The 24,197-nt window shown below is 46.6% G+C and carries 19 protein-coding genes; 9 read left to right on the top strand and 10 right to left on the bottom strand.

The annotated features are described in order from the left end of the window. Window positions 1-329: 329 nt before the first annotated feature. On the top strand, window positions 330-533 hold the full coding sequence (locus tag H8K32_RS07020; protein ID WP_110257373.1) for a cold-shock protein: 204 nt from the start codon (window positions 330-332) through the stop codon (window positions 531-533). Between the two features lie 290 nt (window positions 534-823). On the opposite strand, the gene icd is transcribed toward H8K32_RS07020, so the two are convergent. After that, entirely contained in the window at window positions 824-2,077 is a 1,254-nt protein-coding gene (gene icd, locus H8K32_RS07015) for an NADP-dependent isocitrate dehydrogenase (RefSeq protein ID WP_186911773.1), read from the bottom strand. Between the two features lie 264 nt (window positions 2,078-2,341). Between icd and H8K32_RS07010 the strand changes: the two genes are divergently transcribed. The 3 genes from H8K32_RS07010 (at window position 2,342) to H8K32_RS07000 (ending at window position 3,782) form a co-directional block, all read left to right on the top strand. Next, window positions 2,342-2,893: a pseudouridine synthase gene (locus tag H8K32_RS07010; protein ID WP_186911772.1), complete on the top strand. Its 552-nt coding sequence runs from the start codon at window positions 2,342-2,344 to the stop codon at window positions 2,891-2,893. A 141-nt stretch (window positions 2,894-3,034) separates the two neighbouring features. Continuing rightward, complete coding sequence (locus H8K32_RS07005; protein WP_186911771.1) at window positions 3,035-3,232, top strand: hypothetical protein; 198 nt, start codon at window positions 3,035-3,037, stop codon at window positions 3,230-3,232. A gap of 94 nt (window positions 3,233-3,326) precedes the next feature. Beyond that, the gene (locus H8K32_RS07000; RefSeq protein WP_186911770.1) at window positions 3,327-3,782 is read left to right on the top strand and encodes a DUF192 domain-containing protein; all 456 of its coding nucleotides are present in this window, start codon (window positions 3,327-3,329) and stop codon (window positions 3,780-3,782) included. A gap of 309 nt (window positions 3,783-4,091) precedes the next feature. On the opposite strand, the gene rpsT is transcribed toward H8K32_RS07000, so the two are convergent. Continuing rightward, window positions 4,092-4,355 (bottom strand): 30S ribosomal protein S20, encoded by a 264-nt coding sequence (gene rpsT, locus H8K32_RS06995; RefSeq protein WP_186883248.1) that lies wholly within the window; start codon window positions 4,353-4,355, stop codon window positions 4,092-4,094. A 299-nt stretch (window positions 4,356-4,654) separates the two neighbouring features. On the opposite strand from rpsT, the gene H8K32_RS06990 reads away from it, so the two are divergent. Both H8K32_RS06990 and H8K32_RS06985 read left to right on the top strand, forming a co-directional pair. Beyond that, window positions 4,655-5,248 carry a GNAT family N-acetyltransferase gene (locus H8K32_RS06990; RefSeq protein ID WP_186911769.1) on the top strand — a complete coding sequence of 198 codons (594 nt, stop codon included), beginning with the start codon at window positions 4,655-4,657 and terminating at the stop codon, window positions 5,246-5,248. Window positions 5,249-5,286: 38 nt separating this feature from the next. Continuing rightward, window positions 5,287-6,456 (top strand): VWA domain-containing protein, encoded by a 1,170-nt coding sequence (locus H8K32_RS06985; protein WP_186911768.1) that lies wholly within the window; start codon window positions 5,287-5,289, stop codon window positions 6,454-6,456. A 60-nt stretch (window positions 6,457-6,516) separates the two neighbouring features. Here H8K32_RS06985 and H8K32_RS06980 read toward each other — a convergent pair whose 3' ends face one another. Continuing rightward, complete coding sequence (locus H8K32_RS06980; RefSeq protein ID WP_186911767.1) at window positions 6,517-7,347, bottom strand: response regulator; 831 nt, start codon at window positions 7,345-7,347, stop codon at window positions 6,517-6,519. A 134-nt stretch (window positions 7,348-7,481) separates the two neighbouring features. Here H8K32_RS06980 and H8K32_RS06975 point away from each other — a divergent pair, with 134 nt between their 5' ends. Both H8K32_RS06975 and parC read left to right on the top strand, forming a co-directional pair. Further along, window positions 7,482-9,473, top strand: a complete 1,992-nt coding sequence (locus H8K32_RS06975; protein WP_186911766.1) for a DNA topoisomerase IV subunit B — start codon at window positions 7,482-7,484, stop codon at window positions 9,471-9,473. A gap of 74 nt (window positions 9,474-9,547) precedes the next feature. Continuing rightward, entirely contained in the window at window positions 9,548-11,863 is a 2,316-nt protein-coding gene (gene parC / locus H8K32_RS06970) for a DNA topoisomerase IV subunit A (RefSeq protein ID WP_186911765.1), read from the top strand. Between the two features lie 105 nt (window positions 11,864-11,968). Here the strand turns inward: parC and H8K32_RS06965 are convergent, their stop codons facing one another. From H8K32_RS06965 to hutU, 7 genes are all read right to left on the bottom strand, one after another. Beyond that, on the bottom strand, window positions 11,969-13,621 hold the full coding sequence (locus H8K32_RS06965) for a diguanylate cyclase (RefSeq protein WP_186911764.1): 1,653 nt from the start codon (window positions 13,619-13,621) through the stop codon (window positions 11,969-11,971). Beyond that, a complete protein-coding gene (locus H8K32_RS06960; protein ID WP_186911763.1) occupies window positions 13,622-14,014 on the bottom strand; it encodes a response regulator in 393 nt (130 codons plus the stop codon). Window positions 14,015-14,210: 196 nt separating this feature from the next. Continuing rightward, window positions 14,211-17,906: a DUF748 domain-containing protein gene (locus H8K32_RS06955; RefSeq protein WP_186911762.1), complete on the bottom strand. Its 3,696-nt coding sequence runs from the start codon at window positions 17,904-17,906 to the stop codon at window positions 14,211-14,213. A gap of 250 nt (window positions 17,907-18,156) precedes the next feature. Continuing rightward, complete coding sequence (hutI, locus tag H8K32_RS06950) at window positions 18,157-19,365, bottom strand: imidazolonepropionase (RefSeq protein WP_186911761.1); 1,209 nt, start codon at window positions 19,363-19,365, stop codon at window positions 18,157-18,159. Then, window positions 19,365-19,976: a HutD/Ves family protein gene (locus H8K32_RS06945; protein ID WP_186911760.1), complete on the bottom strand. Its 612-nt coding sequence runs from the start codon at window positions 19,974-19,976 to the stop codon at window positions 19,365-19,367. Before H8K32_RS06945 ends, hutI begins: the two co-directional genes overlap by 1 nt. A 20-nt stretch (window positions 19,977-19,996) precedes the next feature. Then, window positions 19,997-21,538 carry a histidine ammonia-lyase gene (gene hutH, locus H8K32_RS06940; RefSeq protein WP_186911759.1) on the bottom strand — a complete coding sequence of 514 codons (1,542 nt, stop codon included), beginning with the start codon at window positions 21,536-21,538 and terminating at the stop codon, window positions 19,997-19,999. Window positions 21,539-21,568: 30 nt separating this feature from the next. Further along, entirely contained in the window at window positions 21,569-23,272 is a 1,704-nt protein-coding gene (hutU, locus tag H8K32_RS06935; RefSeq protein WP_186911758.1) for a urocanate hydratase, read from the bottom strand. Window positions 23,273-23,457: 185 nt separating this feature from the next. Here hutU and hutC point away from each other — a divergent pair, with 185 nt between their 5' ends. Beyond that, the gene (gene hutC / locus H8K32_RS06930; protein WP_390312763.1) at window positions 23,458-24,171 is read left to right on the top strand and encodes a histidine utilization repressor; all 714 of its coding nucleotides are present in this window, start codon (window positions 23,458-23,460) and stop codon (window positions 24,169-24,171) included. Window positions 24,172-24,197 lie beyond the last annotated feature (26 nt).

Raw genomic sequence — 24,197 nt, 5'->3', positions numbered from 1 at the left:
TCGCTGATCAAATGTTACCCTCTTTCAAGACTTTTCACAGATGGTGATCATTTTCGATAGATCAAGCTTTTTGCACAAAGTAGAGCAAAACTATTTTGGAGTGTTAGATTTGAGACAAAATTAAGAAATTAAGTTAAAAATACAACAATACAACAGTGCCCATAAAAAGTTTCTTGACTTTAGTTTTTTTTCCGCCAAGAATGATATTTATTGACATGAATAGTATTTATTCGTCAATAAGAAGGGGGCAAGTTAAGGGAAAGCCAGCATGTCGCTAGTTTTCTTGCTTTTACGGCTCGTGTGATTAGTTTCTATTTGAAAGATGCATTATGGCAACAGGTACCGTCAAGTGGTTCAATGATTCCAAAGGCTTTGGCTTTATCACTCCGGACGACGGTGGTGAGGATTTGTTCGCCCACTTTTCCGCAATCCAAATGAACGGCTTCAAGACTCTGAAAGAAGGTCAAAAAGTGTCGTTCGAAGTCACGCAAGGCCCTAAAGGCAAGCAAGCTTCTAACATTCAAAACCCTTAATATTTGGGTTGTGGTATTTTTAAGAACCCCGCTTCGGCGGGGTTTTTTTATTTGTTCCGCCATGTAGGTCAACTTAGGCCAACTCATAAGCAAAGTCGCTATTGTTTTGCATCAATAACAAGTTGCAGAGTTTTACGAGAAGTTCATTACAACCAACGCCATCCGCTTTAACCTCTCCAGGTCAACGCGTACGAATTCTCAGTAGAACCTGCGGAACAAATAAAAAAAAACCGGCTTACGCCGGTTTTTTATGCAAGAGAAATGAAAGCATCCATTTCTACTAAGCGCTATTACATATGTTCAATCATTACGTCGCCGAAGCCTGAGCAGGATACTTGTGTAGCACCTTCCATCAAACGCGCAAAATCGTAAGTCACTTTCTTCGCTGTAATCGCCTTTTCTGTTGAGGAGATCAACAAATCAGCAGCTTCAGTCCAGCCCATGTGACGCAACATCATTTCTGCGGACAAGATCAGAGAACCTGGGTTCACATAATCTTTACCTGCGTATTTTGGCGCTGTACCGTGCGTTGCTTCGAACATCGCGATAGAGTCAGACAAGTTAGCACCTGGAGCAATACCGATACCACCAACTTGAGCAGCCAATGCATCAGAAATGTAATCGCCATTCAGGTTCAATGTAGCAATAACACTGTACTCTGCTGGACGCAACAAGATTTGCTGCAAGAACGCATCAGCGATGGAATCCTTAACAACGATATCTTTACCTGTTTTTGGATTCTTGAATTTGCACCATGGGCCGCCGTCGATCAATTCTGCGCCGAATTCTTTTTGTGCCAATGCGTATGCCCAGTCACGGAAGCCACCTTCGGTGTACTTCATGATGTTGCCTTTGTGAACGATCGTCACGGATGGCTTGTCATTGTCGATTGCGTACTGAATTGCTTTACGTACCAGGCGCTCTGTACCTTCGCGGGATACCGGCTTTACGCCGATACCAGAAGATTCTGGGAAGCGGATTTTCTTCACGCCCATTTCGTCTTGCAGGAACTTGATCAGTTTTTTAACTTGATCGGAACCTTCTGCGAATTCGATACCTGCGTAGATATCTTCAGAATTTTCACGGAAGATAACCATGTCAGTTTTTTCTGGCTCACGCACTGGAGATGGCACGCCTTTGAAATAACGAACTGGACGCAAGCAAACATAAAGATCCAACTCTTGACGCAAAGCAACGTTCAGGGAGCGGATACCGCCGCCGACTGGTGTTGTCAAAGGACCTTTGATAGAAACAACGTAGTCTTTCAAGACTTTCAGTGTTTCTTCTGGCAACCAGACGTCTGGGCCGTATACTTTTGTTGATTTTTCACCAGCATAGATTTCCATCCAGCTGATTTTACGTTTGCCAGCGTAAGCTTTGGCAACCGCAGCATCCACTACTTTGATCATGACAGGGCTGATATCCACGCCAGTACCGTCACCCTCAATAAATGGGATGATAGGATTGTCAGGAACATTCAGCGAGAAATCAGCATTGACGGTAATTTTTTTACCTTCAGCAGGAACTTGAATATGTTGATACATCGTTTTCTCCGTAGTTGGATGAATAAGCAAATTGCGCTATTCTCAAATATGCCTTGCGTGCTAATGCAGACAGCGATGGCGATATTAACACTGTGCAGCCCGGTTATGCCTCTGCCTTTTGCATTTCGCAATTAATTTCGCAATTAATTCTTAGTAATTAAGCCGTATTAACTCTTATATAAGACACAAGACCTTCATTTCGTATTATGCACTAGAATTTTACTAGATGCCATCAGTTTACCAAATTGCGGTTACCATATTGCCATGAAACTGATTTTACTCAACAAGCCCTTTAACGTCATGTGTCAATTTTCCGCCCATCCTAGCAGGGAGACTTTAGCGGATTACCTTGATATTCCCAATATATACCCAGCTGGTCGCCTTGATGCGGATAGCGAGGGATTAATTTTGCTGACCGATGACGGTAAGCTGCAAAACCGCATCAGCCATCCTGATCATAAACAAGCAAAAACCTATTTGGTGCAAGTGGAAGGCACGCCTACGCCGGCCATACTCAAAAAGCTATCAGAGCCGCTGGATTTAGGGGATTTCACTACACAAGCCTGCATAGCTAAACATATTCAGATGCCAGATTGGCTCTGGGATCGCGATCCACCGATACGTCAACGTGCCAACATTCCTACCAGTTGGCTGTGCATAATCTTGTCTGAAGGAAAAAATCGTCAGGTCCGGCGCATGACAGCTGCGGTAGGATTACCTACTTTGCGCCTGATACGCACAGGCATTGGCGGTTTCTCACTAGAAAGCCACCCGTTGATGCCAGGCGAATGGCAAGAAGTAGAGGCGCAAAAATAACGAATCAAGACCCAAATAAACCCAAAGAAAAATTTCTTAAAAAAACTGTCAACCAATCCGCCCTTGCTTCGTTGTCATAATTGGTTCAATGGAATCGCACTTACCGTACTTCTTAACAATTACTTTTTTGAAGGACTTAAAATGAAAAAATTGATCGCTACCTTAATCGTTGGTTTATTTGCTTCCGCGGCTTTCGCCCAAGCTCCGGCAACCCCTGCAGCGCCTACTGCCGCACCAGCAGCTGACGCGGCTGCACCAGCCAAAAAAGCAAAAAAACACAAAAAACACAAAAAAGAAGCTGCTGACACAGCAGCTTCTTCTGCAGCAACATCAAAATAAGTACTTGTTAAATCAAAAATATGGGCGGGAGCTTTTCCTGCCCTTTTTTTTTACTGTACGATACGGCTTTTAAAATTAAATTCCTCCATTGGTTATGACAAAAATCTCCACTATCGCACTGCAATTGCTGGGCGCAGCCACTTTGGCCATATTGAGCACGGCCTCACAAGCACAAACGCAAGGAAAATTACCTGTCAAACCGTTATCAGTAGGAATTTATGTCATCCAGGCAGAATTCGCCACCACGCCTGCAGAGCGTGAACAAGGCTTAATGCTAAGAACAAAAATGGGCAGCAATGAAGGCATGGTTTTCGATTTTGGCGCTCCTGCAGGCGTTTGCATGTGGATGAAAAACACACTAATTCCTTTATCTGTCGCATTTATCGATATAGACGGCCGCATCGTCAACATTGAAGATATGCAGCCAGAAACATTAGATTCCCATTGCGCAAAAAGAACCGTCAACTACGCTTTAGAAATGAATTTAGGCTGGTTTAAACAAAAAAATATCAAACCAGGCATGAAGATTGAAGGCTTGCCACTGAAGTAAGAGCACATACTCCATCATTGGATACTACGAACCGACCTGAAAAGCACAAGCTTTGGTCGGTCAAGGTATTACAAACAGCCCAAGGAATGATTACGTCCTCGCGCGCAACATCGCTCCTTCTGGTGGAAAAACAGTAGCACGATCAGAATATCAAAGAGAATATCCAGAACACCCAGAACATCACTGAGACCAACAAAGATGCAAGGAAAGCAAAAAAAACCGCAAAAATTTGCGGTTTTTTTCTTTTCACATCTGAATATATTCGTCGATTGAGCTCAGTGCCCAAGCAACAAATTTAAGCTTTAGCTATTAAGCCAATGCTTTCAGAGCAGAAGCTAAACGGCTCTTATGGCGAGCAGCTTTGTTCTTGTGAATGATTTTTTTGTCAGCGATACGATCGATAGTCGATACAGATGCTTGAAAAATTGTTGCAGCAGCAGCTTTATCACCAGCTTCGATTGCTTTACGAACAGCTTTGATTGCTGTACGCAGAGTCGAGCGTTGGCTAGAGTTATGTGCGTTTTGTTTAACTGCTTGACGAGCACGTTTGCGTGCTTGTGCGGTATTTGCCATGAGATTTCCTAAACGTGGTCAAAGCGACGAGGTCAAAACATTTGATTAAATGCCACGCCGCAAAATTCTATACAGCTTTGCAGTATAACGGCTTTTATTTTCGTTAGCAAGCATTACTGTTGTTCTGAGTGAATAGAAGATTATAACCTCCTATCAAAGGTCCGATCAAACTGTTTTCATCATTTTTTCGCATCTGTTACGCAACAAGCTAGAAAAATTATGCGAAAGTCATGTGTAGCTCGTGAGGAAATATTCCCTTTTTCCATCTTTATTCAATAAATTCAATGAAAGAAACGATCATGCAATGTACTCCGATACAACTGTCTGGCATTTACGTCACGCTTGAACCCCTCACACAGGAGCATTTGCCGGAAATCCAAAGCGCGGTCGCTGACGGCGAACTATGGAAGCTCTTCTTTACTTCTGTTCCAGCACCGAAAAATGTACAGCAATGGCTAGCTGCTGCGCTCGACATGCAACACCAACAGACCGCCATTCCATTCGCGATCCGAGACAACGCCAGCGGAAAAATTGTTGGCTCTACGCGCTACTGGAAAATGGAACCCAACAACAGGCGACTGGAAATCGGGCACACCTGGTATGCAAAATCAGCGCAACGTACCGGCGTCAACACCGAATGCAAGCTATTATTGCTCACCCACGCATTTGAAGTATTTAACTGCATTGCGGTTGAGTTCCGTACCGATTACTTCAATCACAAGTCACAAGCAGCGATAGAGCGGCTTGGTGCGAAACGAGATGGCCTTTTGCGCAACCACACTATCATGGCAAACGGCCGTATCCGCGATACCGTGGTTTATAGTATTCTGGAACATGAATGGCCAGGCGTAAAAAAGAATTTGCAGTATATGCAATCTAAATATAAGAACTAAATACGCAAATAATTAACTTAGTTAAGAGAGCAAAACAAGTGCTGATTGATTTTTTCTTTAGCTTGAAAGACGCCAAAATTCCGGTGTCGATTAAAGAATTTCTGATGTTACTAGAAGCCCTGGATAAAGGTCTGATCAGCATGTCGCTGGACGACTTTTACTTTCTATCGCGTACCATCATGGTCAAGGATGAAGCGCATTACGACAAATTTGATAAGGCCTTTGGCATGTACTTCAAAGGCATAGACACTATTTTTGAAAAGCATCCGGAGATTCCTTTAGATTGGCTGACCAAACGCCTAGAACGTGAATTAACTGACGAACAAAAAGCCGCGATTGAAAAGTTTGGCTACAACAAACTCATGGATCGCTTGAAGGAACTTTTAAAAGAACAAAAAGAGCGTCACGAGGGTGGCAGCAAATGGATAGGCACTGGGGGCACCTCTCCTTTCGGCAACGGCGGATCGAACCCAGAAGGTATACGCATCGGCGGCAAGGGAGGTAACCGCAGTGCTATCAAAGTCTGGGAAGAACGCGCATTTAAAGACTACGACGCCGAACGCGAACTAGGTACGCGCAACATTAAAGTTGCCCTACGACGCTTACGCAAATTTGCACGTCAAGGTGCGGAAGAAGAATTGGCACTCGACGCCACTATCAAAGCTACAGCGAATAATGCGGGCTATCTCGACATTAAAATGCAGCCTGAACGCAAAAACAACATCAAAGTGTTGATGTTGTTTGATGTCGGCGGCACCATGGATGACCATATTGCGCAAACTGAAGAATTGTTTTCAGCAGCAAAAACTGAATTTAAGAATATGGAATTCTTTTATTTCCATAACTGCGTCTACGATTATTTATGGAAAAACAACCGCCGTCGCCATGCCGAGAAATTTCCGACCTGGGATATTCTGCGTAAATACCCACCTGATACCAAGTTAATTTTTGTCGGCGATGCCACCATGAGTCCCTACGAAATCCTGCAACCCGGTGGCTCCGTGGAATATAACAACGAAGAAGCGGGGGCCGTATGGCTGCAGCGTTTCGCAACAACATTCCCCAAATACATCTGGCTCAATCCTGAACCTGAAGGTCTGTGGCAATACCGTCAATCGATTTCAATTATCCGGCAAGTGATGAGCAATCGCATGTTCCCGGTCACGATAGAAGGACTGGAACGCGGTATGCGTCTGCTGAGCAAATAAAACTCACGGGATGGCGAACTTGGTGAAATAAATGACGCACACTAATTCCGAAACACGCAATTAGTGTGCTAACTGTAAATACTTCTTTAAAGTACGCAAGAGCACACGACGCGACAGCGGCTTAACCAAAAATCCGGCGCATTTAACCCGCTCGGCCAGACTAACTTTATACTCAAAAGACTGGTCAATTAATAATATCACTGAAGTCTTTAAGCCTTCATTTTGCTTTTTTAAGCCATCACACAGCCGATAAGGATCTACATTGGGGGTAGATGTGTTAATCAAAGTTAATGCGTGCTGATTATTTCTATCTAACAATAATGCACTACGCTCATCGGAAGCGAGGGTTACCGTGTAACCATAAGGATCCATCACAGCAGCGACATATTCCCGAAACTGCGTGTCTTTATCAACCACCAGAATTCCACCCTTGGCCATTGGTTGCTTACGCATACGTTCATAGATACCAGGGTCGGTTAAATCTAAATCCAGACGTTTTGCGCGTCGGCGCTCATGCACTGATACAGTTGCATGCGGGCTCAAGGTAGTCAGCAGCAATTCTCGTTTGCTGACCAAATCGTCCAGCACATCAAAAATTTTGCGCCAGCGAATGGGCCTTGGCATGGTCTGATATGGTAAATCCACGTCAGTTTTACCAATTAACAACACTGGTTGTGCATCACCGGGGTGCAGATCTGATAAAGTCGCCAGCGCAGAAACTTGTTCCGCATTGACAATGTACATATCAGGATCCTGTACTGACCCCGGCTTCAGGCACGCGTAGCGGTACCCTTTCTCTCGTGCAACGGCAAGCACATTGAAAAAAGTTTCTTCATCTTTTGCGGAAAATCCAAGCAGTCTGATCGCGATCGTTGGAGTTTTTTGTGACATCGTTTATCCATCTACACATTGCAGCTACAATAGCTGTCAAAACGTACGGAAGAATACATTGAAATTATGTACGCCTGACTAAATAATTGCAAAATACCATTACATTTCAACCAAAACAACAGATTTCTATTTGCATGGCCACTAAAAAAAATACTTCCCCATCCGACTATAGCGAATCGTCTATCCGCGTCTTAAAAGGCTTGGAGCCGGTCAAACAAAGACCGGGCATGTACACCCGAACCGAAAACCCCTTACATATTATTCAAGAGGTGATCGATAATGCATCAGATGAAGCTCTAGGCGGCCATTGTAAAAATATCTTGGTCACCCTCAATGCCGATAGCAGCGTTACCGTCGAAGATGACGGACGTGGTATTCCGGTGGGTTTACACCCTGAAGAAGGCGTACCTACAGTCGAAATCGTGTTCACCCGGCTGCACGCCGGTGGTAAATTCGACAAAGGTTCAGGCGGTGCTTATGCGTTTTCCGGTGGATTGCACGGCGTTGGCGTGTCCGTCACGAATGCCTTGTCCAAGCGTCTGGAAATCACGGTCTGGCGCGAAGCCGGTATGCATCAGCTGACGTTTGCCGATGGCGACGTGATCGAACCTTTGCGCAGCCAGCCATTAAGTCGCGGTGACAAAAAGAACGGCACCCGCGTCAGCATCTGGCCAGATGCCAAATATTTTGACTCAGCCAATATTCCATTTGCGGAATTACAACGCTTATTGCGATCCAAAGCCGTGTTGCTGCCCGGTGTCAAAGTCACACTGACCAACGCCAAGACTGGAGAAAGCCAGACCTGGCAATATGACCAGGGCTTGCGCGGCTACCTGACCGAAGCTCTGGCGCATTCTTCGCACGGCGAACCGCTGATTCCTTTGTTTGAAGGCGAACAATTCGCTAACTCGGACAGCGAAGGCTTTGCCGAAGGCGAAGGCGCGTCCTGGGTCGTAGCGTGGACAGAAGAAGGCAATGTGGTACGCGAATCCTACGTCAATCTGATCCCTACCCCCGCAGGCGGCACGCATGAATCCGGTTTGCGTGAAGGCTTATTTGGTGCCGTTAAAAGCTTTGCTGAAATGCACTCACTCTTGCCAAAAGGCGTGAAGCTGTTGCCAGAAGATGTATTTGCACGTGTTTCTTTTGTATTATCGGCCAAAGTACTGGACCCACAATTCCAGGGGCAGATCAAAGAACGTTTGAATTCACGCGATGCGGTGCGTCTGGTGTCTTCCTTCACTAAACCACCGCTAGAGCTCTGGCTGAACTCGCACGTCGACTATGGTAAAAAACTTGCTGAGCTGGTGATCAAACAAGCGCAATCGCGTTTGCGTTCTGCACAAAAAGTTGAAAAGAAAAAATCCTCCGGCGTTGCTGTCTTGCCAGGCAAATTGACCGATTGTGAATCAAGTGACATTACCCGCAATGAGATCTTCTTAGTTGAAGGTGACTCCGCGGGTGGGTCAGCTAAGATGGGGCGCGATAAAGAGTTCCAGGCGATCTTACCTTTGCGCGGAAAAGTGCTGAACTCGTGGGAATCCGAACGTGACCGATTGTTTGCAAATAATGAAATTCACGATATCGCGGTAGCGATTGGGGTTGATCCACATGGTCCGAACGACAATCCGGATCTGAGCAATCTGCGCTACGGCAAAATCTGTATCTTGTCCGATGCTGACGTGGATGGTTCACATATTCAGGTTTTGTTGTTGACGCTGTTCTTCAAACACTTCCCACAATTGATCGCCCGTGGTCATATCTGCGTTGCCCGCCCGCCTTTGTTCCGCGTGGATGCACCGGCGCGCGGTAAAAAACCAGCGCAAAAAATCTATGCGTTAGATACCGGTGAACTGACAGCGATTGAAGACAAACTACGCAAAGACGGGGTCAAAGATGGCGCCTGGGCGATTTCCCGCTTTAAAGGTCTGGGTGAAATGAACGCGTCCCAGTTATGGGAAACCACCATGAATCCAGATACACGCCGTTTATTGCCGGTTTCTCTTGGTGAATTCGATCAGGATTTCTCTGAAGCGCGCTTCAACATGCTGATGGGCAAAGGCGAAGCCGCTGCCCGTCGCTCGTGGATAGAAGAGCATGGTAACGCCGTCGAGGCTGATATCTGATTTCAGATGCTGCTGACCATGCGCAAACCAAACACTAACATCACCTTGAATTAAGTTTTAAAAAATTAGACACTATGAGCGAACAAGCGAATTTATTTGAACAAGCACCACCGCCTAATGATGGCGAAGCCTTGACGCTGGCGACCTTTGCGGAACGGGCATATCTGGATTACGCTATTTCAGTCGTTAAAGGCCGTGCTTTACCAGATGTCTGCGATGGCCAGAAGCCAGTTCAGCGTCGCATTCTGTATGCAATGAATGAATTAGGGCTAAACTCGTCGGCCAAACCACGTAAATCCGCAGCGGTAGTCGGTGATGTGCTTGGTAAATTACATCCCCATGGCGATCAATCGGTGTATGACGCACTGGTGCGAATGGCACAAGATTTCTCATTACGCTATCCACTGATCGATGGTCAAGGGAACTTCGGTTCACGCGATGGAGATGGCGCAGCGGCGATGCGTTACACAGAAGCACGCCTGACACCGATTTCTAAATTGCTAATGGATGAAATCGATCAGGGTACGGTTGATTTTCAGCCCAACTACGATGGCACCACGGAAGAACCAAAACTACTACCGAGCCGCCTGCCTTTCGTTTTATTAAATGGTGCCTCTGGGATTGCAGTGGGTTTAGCGACAGAAATTCCTTCGCATAATCTGACCGAAGTTGCCAAAGCAGCTGTCGCCTTGATACGCAATCCGGGATTAAAACACGCTGAATTAATGGAAATGATACCGGGTCCTGATTTCCCGGGCGGTGGTCAGATCATCACTCCTGCCGCAACGATTGCCGATATGTATGCGACCGGACGCGGCAGCATGAAAGTGCGTGCCCGCTGGAAAATCGAAGAAATGGCACGTGGCCAATGGCAAGCGGTAGTCACAGAACTACCTCCGGGCACGTCTTCACAAAAAGTGCTGGAAGAAATCGAAGAGCTGACCAATCCTAAAATCAAAACAGGCAAGAAAACCCTGTCACCAGAGCAAATTAGCTTAAAACAAGTGATTTTGTCTGTGCTCGATACGGTGCGCGATGAATCAGGTAAAGATGCACCAGTACGCCTGGTTTTAGAGCCAAAATCCAAAAATCAGGATCAGACCGAGTTCATGCAAATGTTATTGGCGCATACGTCGCTGGAAACTTCTGCATCAATCAATCTAGTCATGATTGGTGGCGATGGACGCCCACGCCAAAAAGGATTGTTGGATATTCTGAGCGAATGGATTGCATTCCGCTTTGCAACGGTGACGCGTCGTACGCAATTCCGTTTGAAGAAAGTCGACGATAGGATTCATATCCTCGAAGGTCGCGAAGCAATCTTGCTCAATATTGATGAAGTCATACGCATCATCCGTGAGTCGGATGAGCCAAAGCCAGCATTGATTCAGGCATTTAAACTGTCTGACCGTCAGGCAGAAGACATTTTAGAAATCCGTTTGCGTCAGTTAGCGCGTCTGGAAACGATCAAAATTCAACAGGAATTGGCTGAATTACGCAAAGAAAAAGCCACACTAACTGATCTGCTTGATAATCCAGCATCGATGAAAAAAATGCTGATCAAAGAGATTGAAGCTGACGCCAAACAATTCGGCGACGCCCGCCGCACTGTCATCGAAGAAGCTGCACGTGCGTCGATAGAACAAAAAGTGGTTGATGAACCAGTGACTGTCGTTATCTCAGAAAAAGGCTGGGTACGCGCACGTACTGGTCACGGTCATGAGGCAGCACAATTTACGTTCAAAGCGGGTGATAGCCTGTATGGCACGTTTGAATGCCGTACCGTCGACAATTTGCTGGTCTTCGGTTCCAATGGTCGCGTATATTCTGTCGCCGTCTCCGCCCTACCGGGGGCACGTGGTGATGGTGTACCTATCACGACGCTGATCGATCTGGCGAGTGGTAGCAAAATATTGCATTACTTCGCTGGAAATAATGAAACAGGCTTATTACTGGCGTCCAGCGCTGGTTATGGCTTTACCGCCAAAGTCGGCGATATGGTCGGGCGCATGAAGGCAGGCAAAGCTTTTATGACCCTCGAAGAATCCGATCTCCCATTGCCACCCGCCATCATCAGCGACGATGCCAGCGCGATTGCCTGCTTGTCAGAAAAAGGCAGGCTATTAGTATTTGGTCTGGCCGAAATCAAACAATTATCCAGCGGTGGTCGCGGCGTGATTCTGATGGAGTTGGAAGATAAAGAAATGCTGATTGGCGCGCAAGCGATTAGTCAGAAAGGTGTCAAAGTACGTGGCGTAGGTCGTGGTGGCAAAGAACAAGAGGTCAACCTCAGCGCTACCAGCCTAAGCATCCATATCAATAAACGCGCCCGCAAAGGTAAAGCGCTGGAATCAAAAATTAAAGCTTCCGGCTTACAAAAGATCGCTTAAAAAATTATTTACCTGCGTTCCGCGATATGACTATAAACCACGCAGAAACAAAAAAGCCTGAACCAAGTTCAGGCTTTTTTATAAGGAGATAAGGTCTGCGAGAGCTTATGCCAACGTAATTCGGTTACGACCACTCTGTTTAGAAACGTACATCGCGGAGTCAGCAACGTCAAACAATTGATCGGCATCTGTCGTTGCTGCTAAATCAGCAACGCCACCGGAAAAAGTCACAGAAAATTCAACATCTTCAGAATGTTGACGGATCTTCGCAAACGCAACCCGTACCTGATCCAACACCTTACGTGCGGTGCTGGCTGTGGTGTCAGGGAAAATGATCGCAAATTCTTCACCTCCGTAACGGCCAACAATATCACTGCGCCGCAAACGCTGACGTAGCAAGCGCGCCAGGGTGCGCAAGACCTGATCCCCGGTTGCATGCCCGTAATTGTCATTGACCTGTTTAAAATAATCCAGGTCGATCATTGCCAGTGCCAAGTGAGAACCATTGCGCCCTGCCTGCAAAATCTCTGAAGCTAACTGTTCTTTGATCGCAGTATGATTTAACAAACTCGTCAGACCATCGCGCATAATCAAGGCACGCAAAGAACGATACCGCTCAGCACGGGTAGATAAGGAAGAAATCAGATATTCTGGTGACACTGGTTTAGTAATAAAATCATCAGCACCAGCACGGACGGCTTCCAGTTGTTTATCTAAATCTACTTCACTAGATAGAAAAACAATAGGCACGTCCACATAGGAATTATCCTGACGTATCAGATGCGACAATTCAACACCGCTGCAAACCGGCATGTAAATGTCGAGTAACAGCAGTTCCGGACGAAAATCCGTCATCACCGATAAGATCTGGGTGGGATCACTAAGTAAGCGCACGTTCATGCCAGCATCGCGCAAAATCGTCCCATAGAATTTTGATGTGACCGTGTCATCATCCACAATCAAAATGCGATAACCTTTATTGTCACCATGCTGCAGGATATTATCAATGCGTTCCGTCACCGCAACCACATCCAAAGGCTTAGTAAAATAACCATCGCCATGCGCACGTACCGCGATTAAACGCGATTCAAAACTGCTTGATTTAGAAACAAAAATCGTTGGAATTCTTAAGCGTTGTAATTGTTCTATTTTTTTGATTTCATCGACGCCAGAAATTTTACCTTCCGGAAAACTCAATTCAATGACGATAACATCGGGACGGCGGGTTGCAACGGCGACAGCAAGATCTTTAAGTTGTGCAATACACACAACTTCATAACCAAAATGTTCTAATTGCGTGGTGATCGCCAGTTGTTGTTCACTATCTTCATCGACCAGATAAATTAAACTAGAATGGTGGTCGGTATGAGCGACTTCAGGTCTTTGTTCGACAAAATCATCCTCTTGACTTGCCATCGTGTTGAGTCGACCTCGCGCCAAGGTAAAATATTTGCTCACTTCACTGGCAAAAGCATTTAGTTCATCTTGTTCTGGACGAGTAATTACCAACCAAGGTTTGACCTTAGACTCAAAAACTCTCGCTTGCACACCCAACTCAGCAAACCCAAAGGTTCCAGCAGAACCCGCCATTGTATGTAGGTGGCGATGCAACACTGTCAGGGCGTCTTTGTTTTCCGGTTCATGCTGGAATAGCTCTAAAGCGGAGATGATCTCATCAAACTTAGACGGAAGTTTTTGTAAAAAAACAGCCTCTAAAGCGCGCAGTTTCTCTTGCAAGCTATCATTTTTATCGGTCATCTATACCCTTTCCTGCCAAAGCTTCATCACCTGTGTCGACAATTCCATAGGGTCAAAGGGCTTGGCGATGACCCCGATCGCTCCCAACGACTTGTAATAATCGAGCTCGGATGATTGTACCTTCGCCGTCATAAAGATGACTGGGGTTTGCGCTGTGGTAGCCAACTTGCGTAATTCAGCCAAAGTTGTCGGACCATCCATATTGGGCATCATGACATCCAACAACAGCAAATCTGGCACAAAGCCAGACTTTATCTCAGTCAGAGCCTGAGCCCCTGAACTACAGGTTCGCAAAGCAAATCCACCCACAACCTCTAAAGCAATCTGCGCCACCGTTTGAATATCGGGATCATCCTCAACATACAAAATATTAGCCAGGTTTGCAGATGTCATTGTTTCTCCCCACACAAAAGTAACGAATCGATTAAGTCAGCATAAATCAAGACGCATTCCAAAACAACCAGAATTGCCAGCTTGCATCAATAATTTGTTCGCAAAATTTTAGAACAAGCGCAGCAAGCGTTTAGTCCGTATAAAAAACAATCTGAAACATAAAAAGAAGCACCTCATTTCGAACTTCTTTGATGCTTTATTTCAAAGAGAAATCCACGCGATTTGATGCACCCTTATCCTTTATACCCGAGCTATCAAGCTTCGGGGCAATCAGATACAAACGGTCGCGTTGAACTTTGCCGGTATTTTCCAGATAATCCCTGACTACATCTTCCCGCTGTTGAGCCAAGACCCGCAAATCATCCTCTGAGACGGACATATTTTTCAAAATTAATGCTTCCGCTTCTGGTGTCTGTAGCGTTTTTGCCATGCCGATCAAATTGCGCGGCTTATCAAATTTCTCTGCCTGATAGACGATTTGCAGGTATTTATTGCGATCATCTGCGTTCAATTCGATATCAGCCAATTTAATACTGCGATCTTTTTGATGAAGTTCGCGCCATTTAGCATCACGTAATTTCGACTCCAATACAGTTTTTCGAACCCCAACGCCGTCACTTTCTGGATCAACGCGACCAACAATATCGAGTTTCAACCCCGACCGATGATTGAGTGCCTTAGCCAAATTATCTAGTTTTGCCATCGCTGGTGGCGTAAGTACAGCGAGGCCCGGATTAAATTCGACATAGGACAGCTCCTCGCTACCACCAAACATCGAACCGAGTATGGCAAATGGCGATGTCACCGCTTTAGTAATCAGGTTTACAAACACTTTAAAAATGATCCCCCCAACAGAAAACTGAGGATCGCTTAATGAGCCTGAAATCGGTAAGTTGATCGCTATTCGTCCTTGATTATCACGTAACAATGCCACAGCCAGCATAACCGGTAACTTGGTCACATTCGGGCCATCCACGTACTCGCCAAAGGTCAACTGATCAAGCGTGATGGAATTTTCTGCTTTCAGTTGTTGATTTTCAACGTGGTAGCTGACTTGCATAGACAGCTTACCTTTTTCTATCGGATAACCAGCATATTTGGCAGAGTAAGGTGTCAAGCGAGTTAATTCCAGACCATTGGCACTACCGGTGATATCCAAGAAAATGGGCGACGCCAGCGGATTAATCGCGCCAGAAATCAACAAAGGTGCATCGTTATCAACAGTGCCGTGCAATTCCAGATTTGCCGGTTGCGGATTATCCGAAGCAAGTAACCCGATACTGCCGCTGATATTGGTCAGATTGGCATGGTAATTCGGTTTAATAAAATTATCAGTGAAGTTGACATTTCCACCATGCAGTTCGGTTTGTGTTATTCGTATGACAGTTGGCATTGCGGCTTTGCCTGCCACCTTATTATCAGCTTTAGATGTTTCCGCTGCCGATGCAGATACTGATGCCACTGATGTGGGCACCGGGTTTGCGGGGGTTATTACGCTATCCGGTGCTGTCTTGGCTGAAGTATTTTTGACCAGAATATCCTGCAAATTCAGTCTCGCCTTTTCAGATAAAACCACGCGCGCAAAAAAGTCATTCAGAGTCAGTTTTTTTAAATTGATGACCGGCTGAGCACTACCTATCTTGGCATTAATACCATCGAAGATAATATCCTTCCATTCTAAGAAATCATCATCACTTCCATTTTCATAGATTTTAAAATCATTAAAACTCAGGCTGCCGTTGTAAGCAAATTGCCTTTGATCTAGCAAAACATCACTCATATCGAGCTTACCTTTTGCACTAGCACGTCCCTTGGTAATTTCCACATTCAACAACTTCGAGAAATACGGATAAAACGCCGCGACCGGCAAGCTTTGAGCATCTAAAGTCACACTCAATTGTTTTAATTGCGGTGTGGCCTGAGCATTAAAATTGAACTGACCTTTGCGATTAAAATGTGACTTCAGACTAAGTTTAAAAGCTTGTGACAAATCGCTCTTAAATTGGCTCAGGCTTAGATTAATACCATTGGCATTGAGCTTTACAGTCGGATTGACAGACTGATCGTTAAACGCAATTTCACTGTCTTTTAAGTCAAATTGCTCCAGATTCACTCTCCATGCAGGACCAACTGCCTGAGCTTTCACAGTAGCTGGTGCGTCCTGCCCAGCCTTGCTGTTCACTGCCAACCAATGCTGAAAACCAAGAACCGCTTGATTGTCACGCCGTAGATCAGTTTTAACACCATTCAGCGACACAGCAGGAACTGTCAACGTTTTGGCCTGAGTATCTAACCGCGCTTTTTCTATCACCAAAGAATCAAACGCAACACTGCCATCGTCTGGCTTGCCTTGCAAACGCAGATGATCCAAATTGACGCTTAACTCGTTGAGTGAAAACCGCTCTGGATTAAAGTCAAGCTCAGTTTTTGCATTGAGTTTTGCGCTCAAATTCGCACGCAAAAATGGCGATATAAAGTTTTGATAGTGCGACAACTCAATATCATTGAGCGTCAGCTTACCTTTGAGGCTGCCTGCCAACGCCTGAAGCTCACCTTCAAAATCTACTTTTTCGTCAGTGTTAGTCGCGAGCGTCAATTTTACCGGCGCTGCTGGAGCGTCTTTTGCTGTGCTCAGACCTTTCACCTGTAACACCAGATGCTGCAATTCCAGCGTTTGTGCAGGCTGGGCATGGACGGCGTCAGAAACATGAACTTCGCCGCCATGGATTTGCAAATCATGGATGCTGATGAATGGCAGAGCCGGAGCTGGTACAGCGACGACTTGCGATTTTTTGTCTGGGATCGCTTTTGCGAGTCTGCTTTGGGCTGCTTTTTTTGAATCTGGCGTGCTTAAATTTGCCCAGTTAAAGCCATTTTTTTGAGAAAAATCGATCCAGACTTGTGGTGAAGTCAAATGCAACTGCGTCAATTCTGCACTCGCCGTCATGACATCCATCTGCTTAATTTGCGCGTGCAAGTCAGCGAGTTTCAATAAATCTGTAGCTTGGCTATCTTTGATATCAACGTCCTGCAGATGCACGTCTCCGCTCAATAAGACTTGCGCTTGTGGTTCACGTTTGAAATTCAAATCAAGCTTAGTGCTTAATTTGGCGCGAGCGATCTGGACTGGTAAAGCAACTGGCACATAAGCGACGTATTGCGACAGATCCAGTTGTTCCAGATCGATTGCCAATGTGGTAGCCAGGCTTTTTGAGAAAGGTTTGGCGCGCGCATTGAGCGCAAAACCCGCGCCATTGATACGTCCAGAAAGATGTGGATCAACAAAACTATCAATGGCTTTAGGGAAATTTGAAATAAATGGAACACCAATATTCAGATCAGTGATCTTAAATTGTTTTGCCAAGACTTTATCGTCAAGATCAATCGCACTGTTTTTGACCTGAATATTTGCCATCGCAAACCGGAAAGGGTTGTCACTTTTAGGCATTGCGGCAATTTTTACGAGAACATCGCTGAAGTTATACAGACCGTGCCCGTCAGCACTCAAGCGCACCAAATGGACATCGGCAGCGCTTAACTGTAGTTCACTGAGAACCAAAGCCTGATGAAATACCGAACTCAGCGATAGCTTAATCACCAATTCTTTAACAGCAAACGCGACGGCCTTTTGATCTGCTTCGTATAAACGGACACCATCTGCTGTCAGTATCAGTTGAAATGGCGAGAAATGAATCTCGTCTATGTCTAGCTTACGACCTATCTGGGTTCGTGTTTGTTCAGCGGCGATACGTTTGACATAACCCGGCAGCAATGCCCAGCTCAGGATTGCCAGCAATAGGGTCAATACTACGATGACCCCGAGGATTCGTACCAGTTGCCAACGACGCCAGAGTGGGATGGATATCTTTGTTTCAGGAGTGGATGTTGTCACGGTTTACCTCGAGCGAATTGATAGCTATTCAGACGATACTTTGCACTAACCAAGCGTCATTGTCGCTGGTCGAATTGAAGAATAAGCTTATACAAAGTACATCATTCATTTTTTTGCAACATTATACGTCTCAAGTACTGATAAAAAAAACAAACCCCGCCATGGCGGGGTTAATAAATGTCAAATCGAAACGCTGAATTGGCATGTCCCATTTGCGAACACAGATGAACAGAATTTAAAAAAGTGCGCTTCAGACATGGCGCCCGGATACAACTTTTATCTGTGCCGGACTACCACCAATAAAATATGCCAGATCCGCAGGGCGATCTATGTTCCAAATCACAAAATCGGCTGCTCTCCCTACTTCCAGGGTTCCAATTTCCGCTGAAAGACCCAGAGCACGCGCCGCGTTACAGGTGATTCCCTGCAACGCTTCTAAAGGCGTCATACGGAAAATTGTGCACGCCATATTCATGGTCAATAACAACGAAGTCATAGGCGAAGTTCCCGGATTGCAATCGGTCGCCAGGGCAATCGGTACGCCTGCTGCACGCAACGCTGCCAACGGTGGGTATTTCGTTTCACGCAAAAAGTAGAAAGCGCCAGGTAACAACACGGCCACCGTGCCATGCTTAGCCATCGCGGCAATACCGTCATCTGACAAATATTCAAGATGATCGGCAGATAAACCGTGATAACGTGCGGTCAACCCTGCTCCACCCTGATCGGACAATTGCTCAGCATGCAGTTTAACTGGCAAACCAAGGGATTTTGCCGCCTGAAATACCCGCTCAGTTTGTGCGGGAGTAAAGCCAATTTTTTCGCAAAACACATCCACTGCATCTACCAGACCTTCCGCATGCAGCGCCGGAAGCATCACGTCACAAACCAGGTTGATGTAATCGTCTGAACGGCCCGCGTATTCTGGCGGAACCGCATGCGCCCCCAAAAACGTGGTTTTGACTCGTACCGGAAATTCACGCCCTATCCGCCTAGCGACACGTAAAATCCGCCCTTCTGTTTCCAGATCAAGACCATAGCCAGATTTGATTTCCAGCGTTGTTACACCTTCAGACAGCAGACTCTTTAAACGCGGTAAGCAGGCTTGTAATAAATCATCTTCGGTAGCGGCGCGAGTAGCATTGACAGTAGACACAATACCACCACCCTGACGGGCGATTTCTTCATAGGCAACGCCATTTAAGCGCGCTTCAAATTCATTGCTGCGATTACCGGCGTACACCAGATGGGTATGACAATCGATCAGACCCGGTGTCAGCCAGCAACCAGCACCATCGTGTATGGTATCAGCAATAAAATCCGTTGGTAAATCCGCCGCTGCGCCTAGCCACGCAATTTTGCCGTTACTCACAGCGATTGCTGCATCCCGTATCTCACCATAACCATCGGTCATGGTTGCCAGATGCAGGTTTTTCCATAAGCTATCCCAATGCGGCATCAGCTTTGTCCCATATTTAAAAAATGGACGCGAATCAAATATACGTCCGAACCTTCATCCGCGGAAAATCCTAAAATAATGCCTTCATGCTCGTGACGTTCTTCGAATAAACACAGATCACCTGCAATGATTTGCTCACCAGAACTCAGCGTCGCCGTGCCTTTAGCGCAATACAGCAGCAATTGTTGCGCGTCACCAGCAGCGACGAAGTGTTCGCCAGCTGAAAGTCTTTGCATGTAGTGGCTACACACGTCACGTCGCGTCATCATGTTCAGATCAAGGACGGTATCGGCAATCAACTCAGCATTGATCGGTAGCTCACCGGAAAACCTGTGTGGCGTACTTGTCTGCGTCAACTCAATGCTAGCAGCAGGTGCCTGCTGGCCATCGTCGGTATGCAAAATCAGGCCCGCACCCGACAAAATAGCCAGCGTACGGTCTATCTGAGCAAAATGCGAAAATGGTCCATCAGTATTCACCGTTGCAGTACTCAAACGCCAGACAAAATTATCCAGCGTGGCATCCGAAGGAAAAATCGCCAGCTCAGTCGTGCTGCCGCCGCCATTTTTCCATGGCATGGTGTGATAGTCCTGATGGGTCCATTTACGCATAATCAGATTTTCAGATCAACTTAGGCTAAATATAAGTGTTGGTACAGATGTTGACATTGTGCACTCAAACTACCAGACACGACCAGTTCTTTTGCTGCTTCGATATCTGGTGCAAAGAAGCGATCTTTATCATAGAAAGCCACTTTGCCACGCAAAGATTGATGCACTTGGGTCAGTATCTCCGACGTTTTGAGTGGCGCATGGAAATCCACACCCTGCGCTGCCGCTAACAATTCTATACCAACAATGGTAGCCGTATTGTGTGCCATTTCGTGCAAACGACGCGCACCAAAAGTCGCCATACTGACGTGATCTTCCTGATTAGCCGATGTCGGAATCGTGTCAACACTGGACGGATGGGCGTGGGATTTGTTTTCCGACGCCAACGCAGCAGCAGTCACGTGGGCGATCATGAAGCCAGAATTCAGACCAGATGATGGCACCAGGAATGGTGGCAAACCTGAGATGGAAGAATCAATCAGCAGAGCAATGCGGCGCTCCGAAATCGAACCGATTTCAGCAATCGCCAATGCCAGCGTATCTGCCGCAAATGCGACAGGTTCGGCATGGAAGTTACCGCCAGAAATCACCTCACCAGTTTCAACAAAGACCAATGGATTATCAGTCACGGCATTGGCTTCGATCAGCAAAGTACGTGCCGCATTGTTGATGATATCAAGGCAGGCACCCATGACTTGCGGTTGGCAACGCAAACAGTAAGGATCTTGTACGCGTTCATCATTAACTAAATGCGACAGGCGGATTTCACTACCCTTGAGCAGTTCACGATAAATTGCGGCAGTCGTAATCTGGCCTGGCTGACCGCGGCTTGTGTGGATACGTGCATCAAATGGCGCATCGCTACCTTTAGCGGCATCGACTGACAAAGCGCCAGTAATGGTTGCTGCTTCTAACAAACGTTCTGCGAGGAACAAGCCATTCAGCGCCAGAGCAGTTGACACTTGTGTGCCATTGATCAATGCCAGACCTTCTTTTGCCGCCAATACGACTGGCGTAATGTCTGCTTGTGCAAGTGCTTCTTTGGCAGGAACCAACTTACCGTTCACACGCACATCGCCTTCACCCAGCAATGCCAGCGTCATGTGTGACAATGGCGCCAGATCACCGGAAGCACCGACTGAACCTTTGACCGGAATGGTCGGCATGATGCCTGCGTTATACATCGCAATCATGCTATCGATCACCGATGCACGAATGCCAGAGAAGCCACGTGCCAGACTGGCGATCTTCATCGCTAAAATCAGACGTACAACTTCATCGGAAATCAATTCACCCGAGCCTACCGAATGCGACAAAATCAGATTGCGTTGCAACAGCTCTAATTGCTCATCCGGAATACGGGTTTTGGCTAATTTACCAAAACCGGTATTGATCCCGTAAGCTGCATCGCCCTTGGCGACAATTTTATGAATCGTATCAGCCGATGCATTGATCGCGGCATAGGCGCCTGGTGTCAATTTCAATGGCTGTGACGCAGTCCAGATGGCGCGCAGATCGGACAGACTGAATTCGCCCGGATGAATTTCAAAATGCTTAGTCATTATTTTTCTCTCTTTATTTTTTCTAATGTTTTACTTAATCATCGGCAGATTCAAGCCTTCACGCTTAGCGCATGCAACGGCCTGTTCGTAGCCCGCATCCGCATGACGCATAACGCCAGAGCCGCAATCATTGACCAGCACGCGTGCCAGACGTTTAGCAGCGGCCTCAGTACCATCAGCAACGATCACCATACCCGAATGCTGCGAATATCCCATACCAACGCCACCACCATGATGCAGAGAAACCCAGCTCGCACCGCCAGCGGTATTGAGCAAAGCGTTCAGTAAAGGCCAGTCAGAAACAGCATCAGTGCCATCTTTCATACCTTCTGTTTCACGATTTGGACTGGAGACAGAGCCGGTATCCAGGTGGTCGCGACCAATTACGATAGGCGCTTTGAGTTCGCCATTTTTAACCATTTCATTGAATGCCAGACCAGCAATATGGCGCTCGCCCAAACCTAGCCAGCAAATCCGCGCTGGCAAGCCCTGGAACGCAATGCGTTCGCCCGCCATGTCCAGCCATTTGTGTACGCCTTTATTGTGCGGGAACAGTTCTTTAATCTTGGCATCCGTTTTACGGATATCTTCCGGATCGCCAGACAAAGCCACCCAACGGAATGGGCCTTTGCCATCACAGAACAAAGGACGAATGTAGGCAGGAACAAAGCCAGGAAAATCAAAGGCATTTTTAACGCCGGTGTCAAACGCCACCTGACGGATGTTATTGCCGTAATCTACGGTGGGGATACCCATCGCATGGAAATCCAGCATCGCTTGCACGTGAACCGCACAGGCCTGCGCTGCGTCCGCAGTCAGTTTGGCATGTTGGCTGGCATCATGTTGAGCTGCTTTCCATTGCTCAACGCACCAACCGATAGGCAGGTAACCATTAATCAAATCATGAGCGGAAGTCTGATCGGTCACCAGATCTGGCTTCATGCCACCCGCTTTCGCACGCTGAACCAGTTCTGGCAAAATTTCAGCAGCATTGCCCAGCAAGGCAATCGATACCGCTTCTTTGCGGTCGCAATGATGTTTGATTAATGCAAGTGCGTCGTCCAAATCTTTGGCTTGTTTGTCGACGTAGCGGGTACGCAGGCGAAAATCAATACTGCTTTGTTGGCATTCGATATTTAAAGAAACCGCACCTGCAAAACTTGCAGCCAATGGCTGTGCACCGCCCATACCACCTAAACCAGCAGTCAGTATCCAGCGGCCGCCCCAATCACCATTGAAGTGCTGGCGGCCAGCTTCTGCAAAGGTTTCATAGGTTCCCTGAACAATGCCTTGGGTGCCGATATAAATCCAGCTACCTGCAGTCATCTGTCCGTACATGAACAAGCCTTTGCGGTCGAGTTCATTGAAGTGTTCCCAATTTGCCCACTTAGGTACCAGGTTTGAATTCGCGATCAAAACACGCGGTGCGTCTTCATGAGTTTTGAACACGCCGACCGGTTTGCCAGATTGAATCAGCAAAGTTTCATCTTCGCCCAGAGCCTTCAACGATGCCAGAATCTGATCAAAACATTCCCAGTTACGCGCTGCGCGACCAATGCCACCGTACACGACCAGGTGTTTAGGATTTTCTGCCACGGCGGGGTCCAGATTGTTCTGAATCATGCGATAAGCAGCCTCCGCCACCCAGGTTTTACAAACTTTTTCAGCACCAGTTGGTGCATGGATTACGCGGCTGGCATCCCAGCGAGCATCGTTTTGAAGGTTATTCGTCATTTTGTCTCTCTCCAGGTACGACAAACATTACATACAAAAACACGTCCAGATACCGGGGTATCAGCCAGGACGCGCTATCAATTGATTTTGATTACAGCTCAACTTAAAATAAATTTTAAGTTGTATATACAACTTTTGCAAGCGGATTTTTAATGAGACAATACGAGCGCTACTTCATTAGGATAATCGTGTCAAAAGTTCAATCACCCTCACCCGCCTTCCAGACCATTAAAGACTATCTGCTTAAGGAAATCCAGACGGGTACCTGGAAAGAAGGCGACGCTATCCCCTCGGAAGCCATGCTGGCAGAGCAATTTGGCGTTTCGCGCATGACCGTGAATCGGGCGGTTCGCGAGCTAACCAGCGAACAGATTTTGAACCGGATACAGGGTTCCGGTACCTATGTTGCCCAGCAAAAATATCAGGCAACCCTGGTTGAGATTAAAAGCATTGCCGAAGAAATTCGTCTGCGTGGACACATTCATCGCAGCGAATTACATCTTTTAAAAGAAATTCCAGCTTCTGAGCAACTTGCGCAAGAATTTAATGTCAAAGCCGGACATCGTCTTTTTCATTCAGTGATTGTGCATTTTGAAAACGACATGGCGATTCAGGTCGAGGATCGTTGGGTTAATTCCAGCGTAACGCCAGATTACTTAGCGCAAGACTTTAGCAACATGACGCCGAATGAATATTTAGTTGCTGTCGCCCCCTTGCAAGGCGTCGATTACCGCATTGAGGCCGTCATGCCAGGCAAACAAGTCGCTGAGATGTTGCAAATTTCCATCAAAGAGGTTTGCCTGGTATTGCACAGAAAGACGCGCTCCCAAGGAAAAATCGCCACGATCGTGACCATGTGGCACCCTGGACAGCGTTACCAGTTTGCCGGAAGCTTCTGACAGAGCGACCGCATTCTGAGGTGATG

Source organism: Cognatundibacterium jejuense, from assembly GCF_014284255.1.
Lineage (GTDB): Bacteria > Pseudomonadota > Gammaproteobacteria > Burkholderiales > Burkholderiaceae_D > Undibacterium > Undibacterium jejuense.
This window is presented reverse-complemented; position numbering and strand designations above follow the sequence as displayed.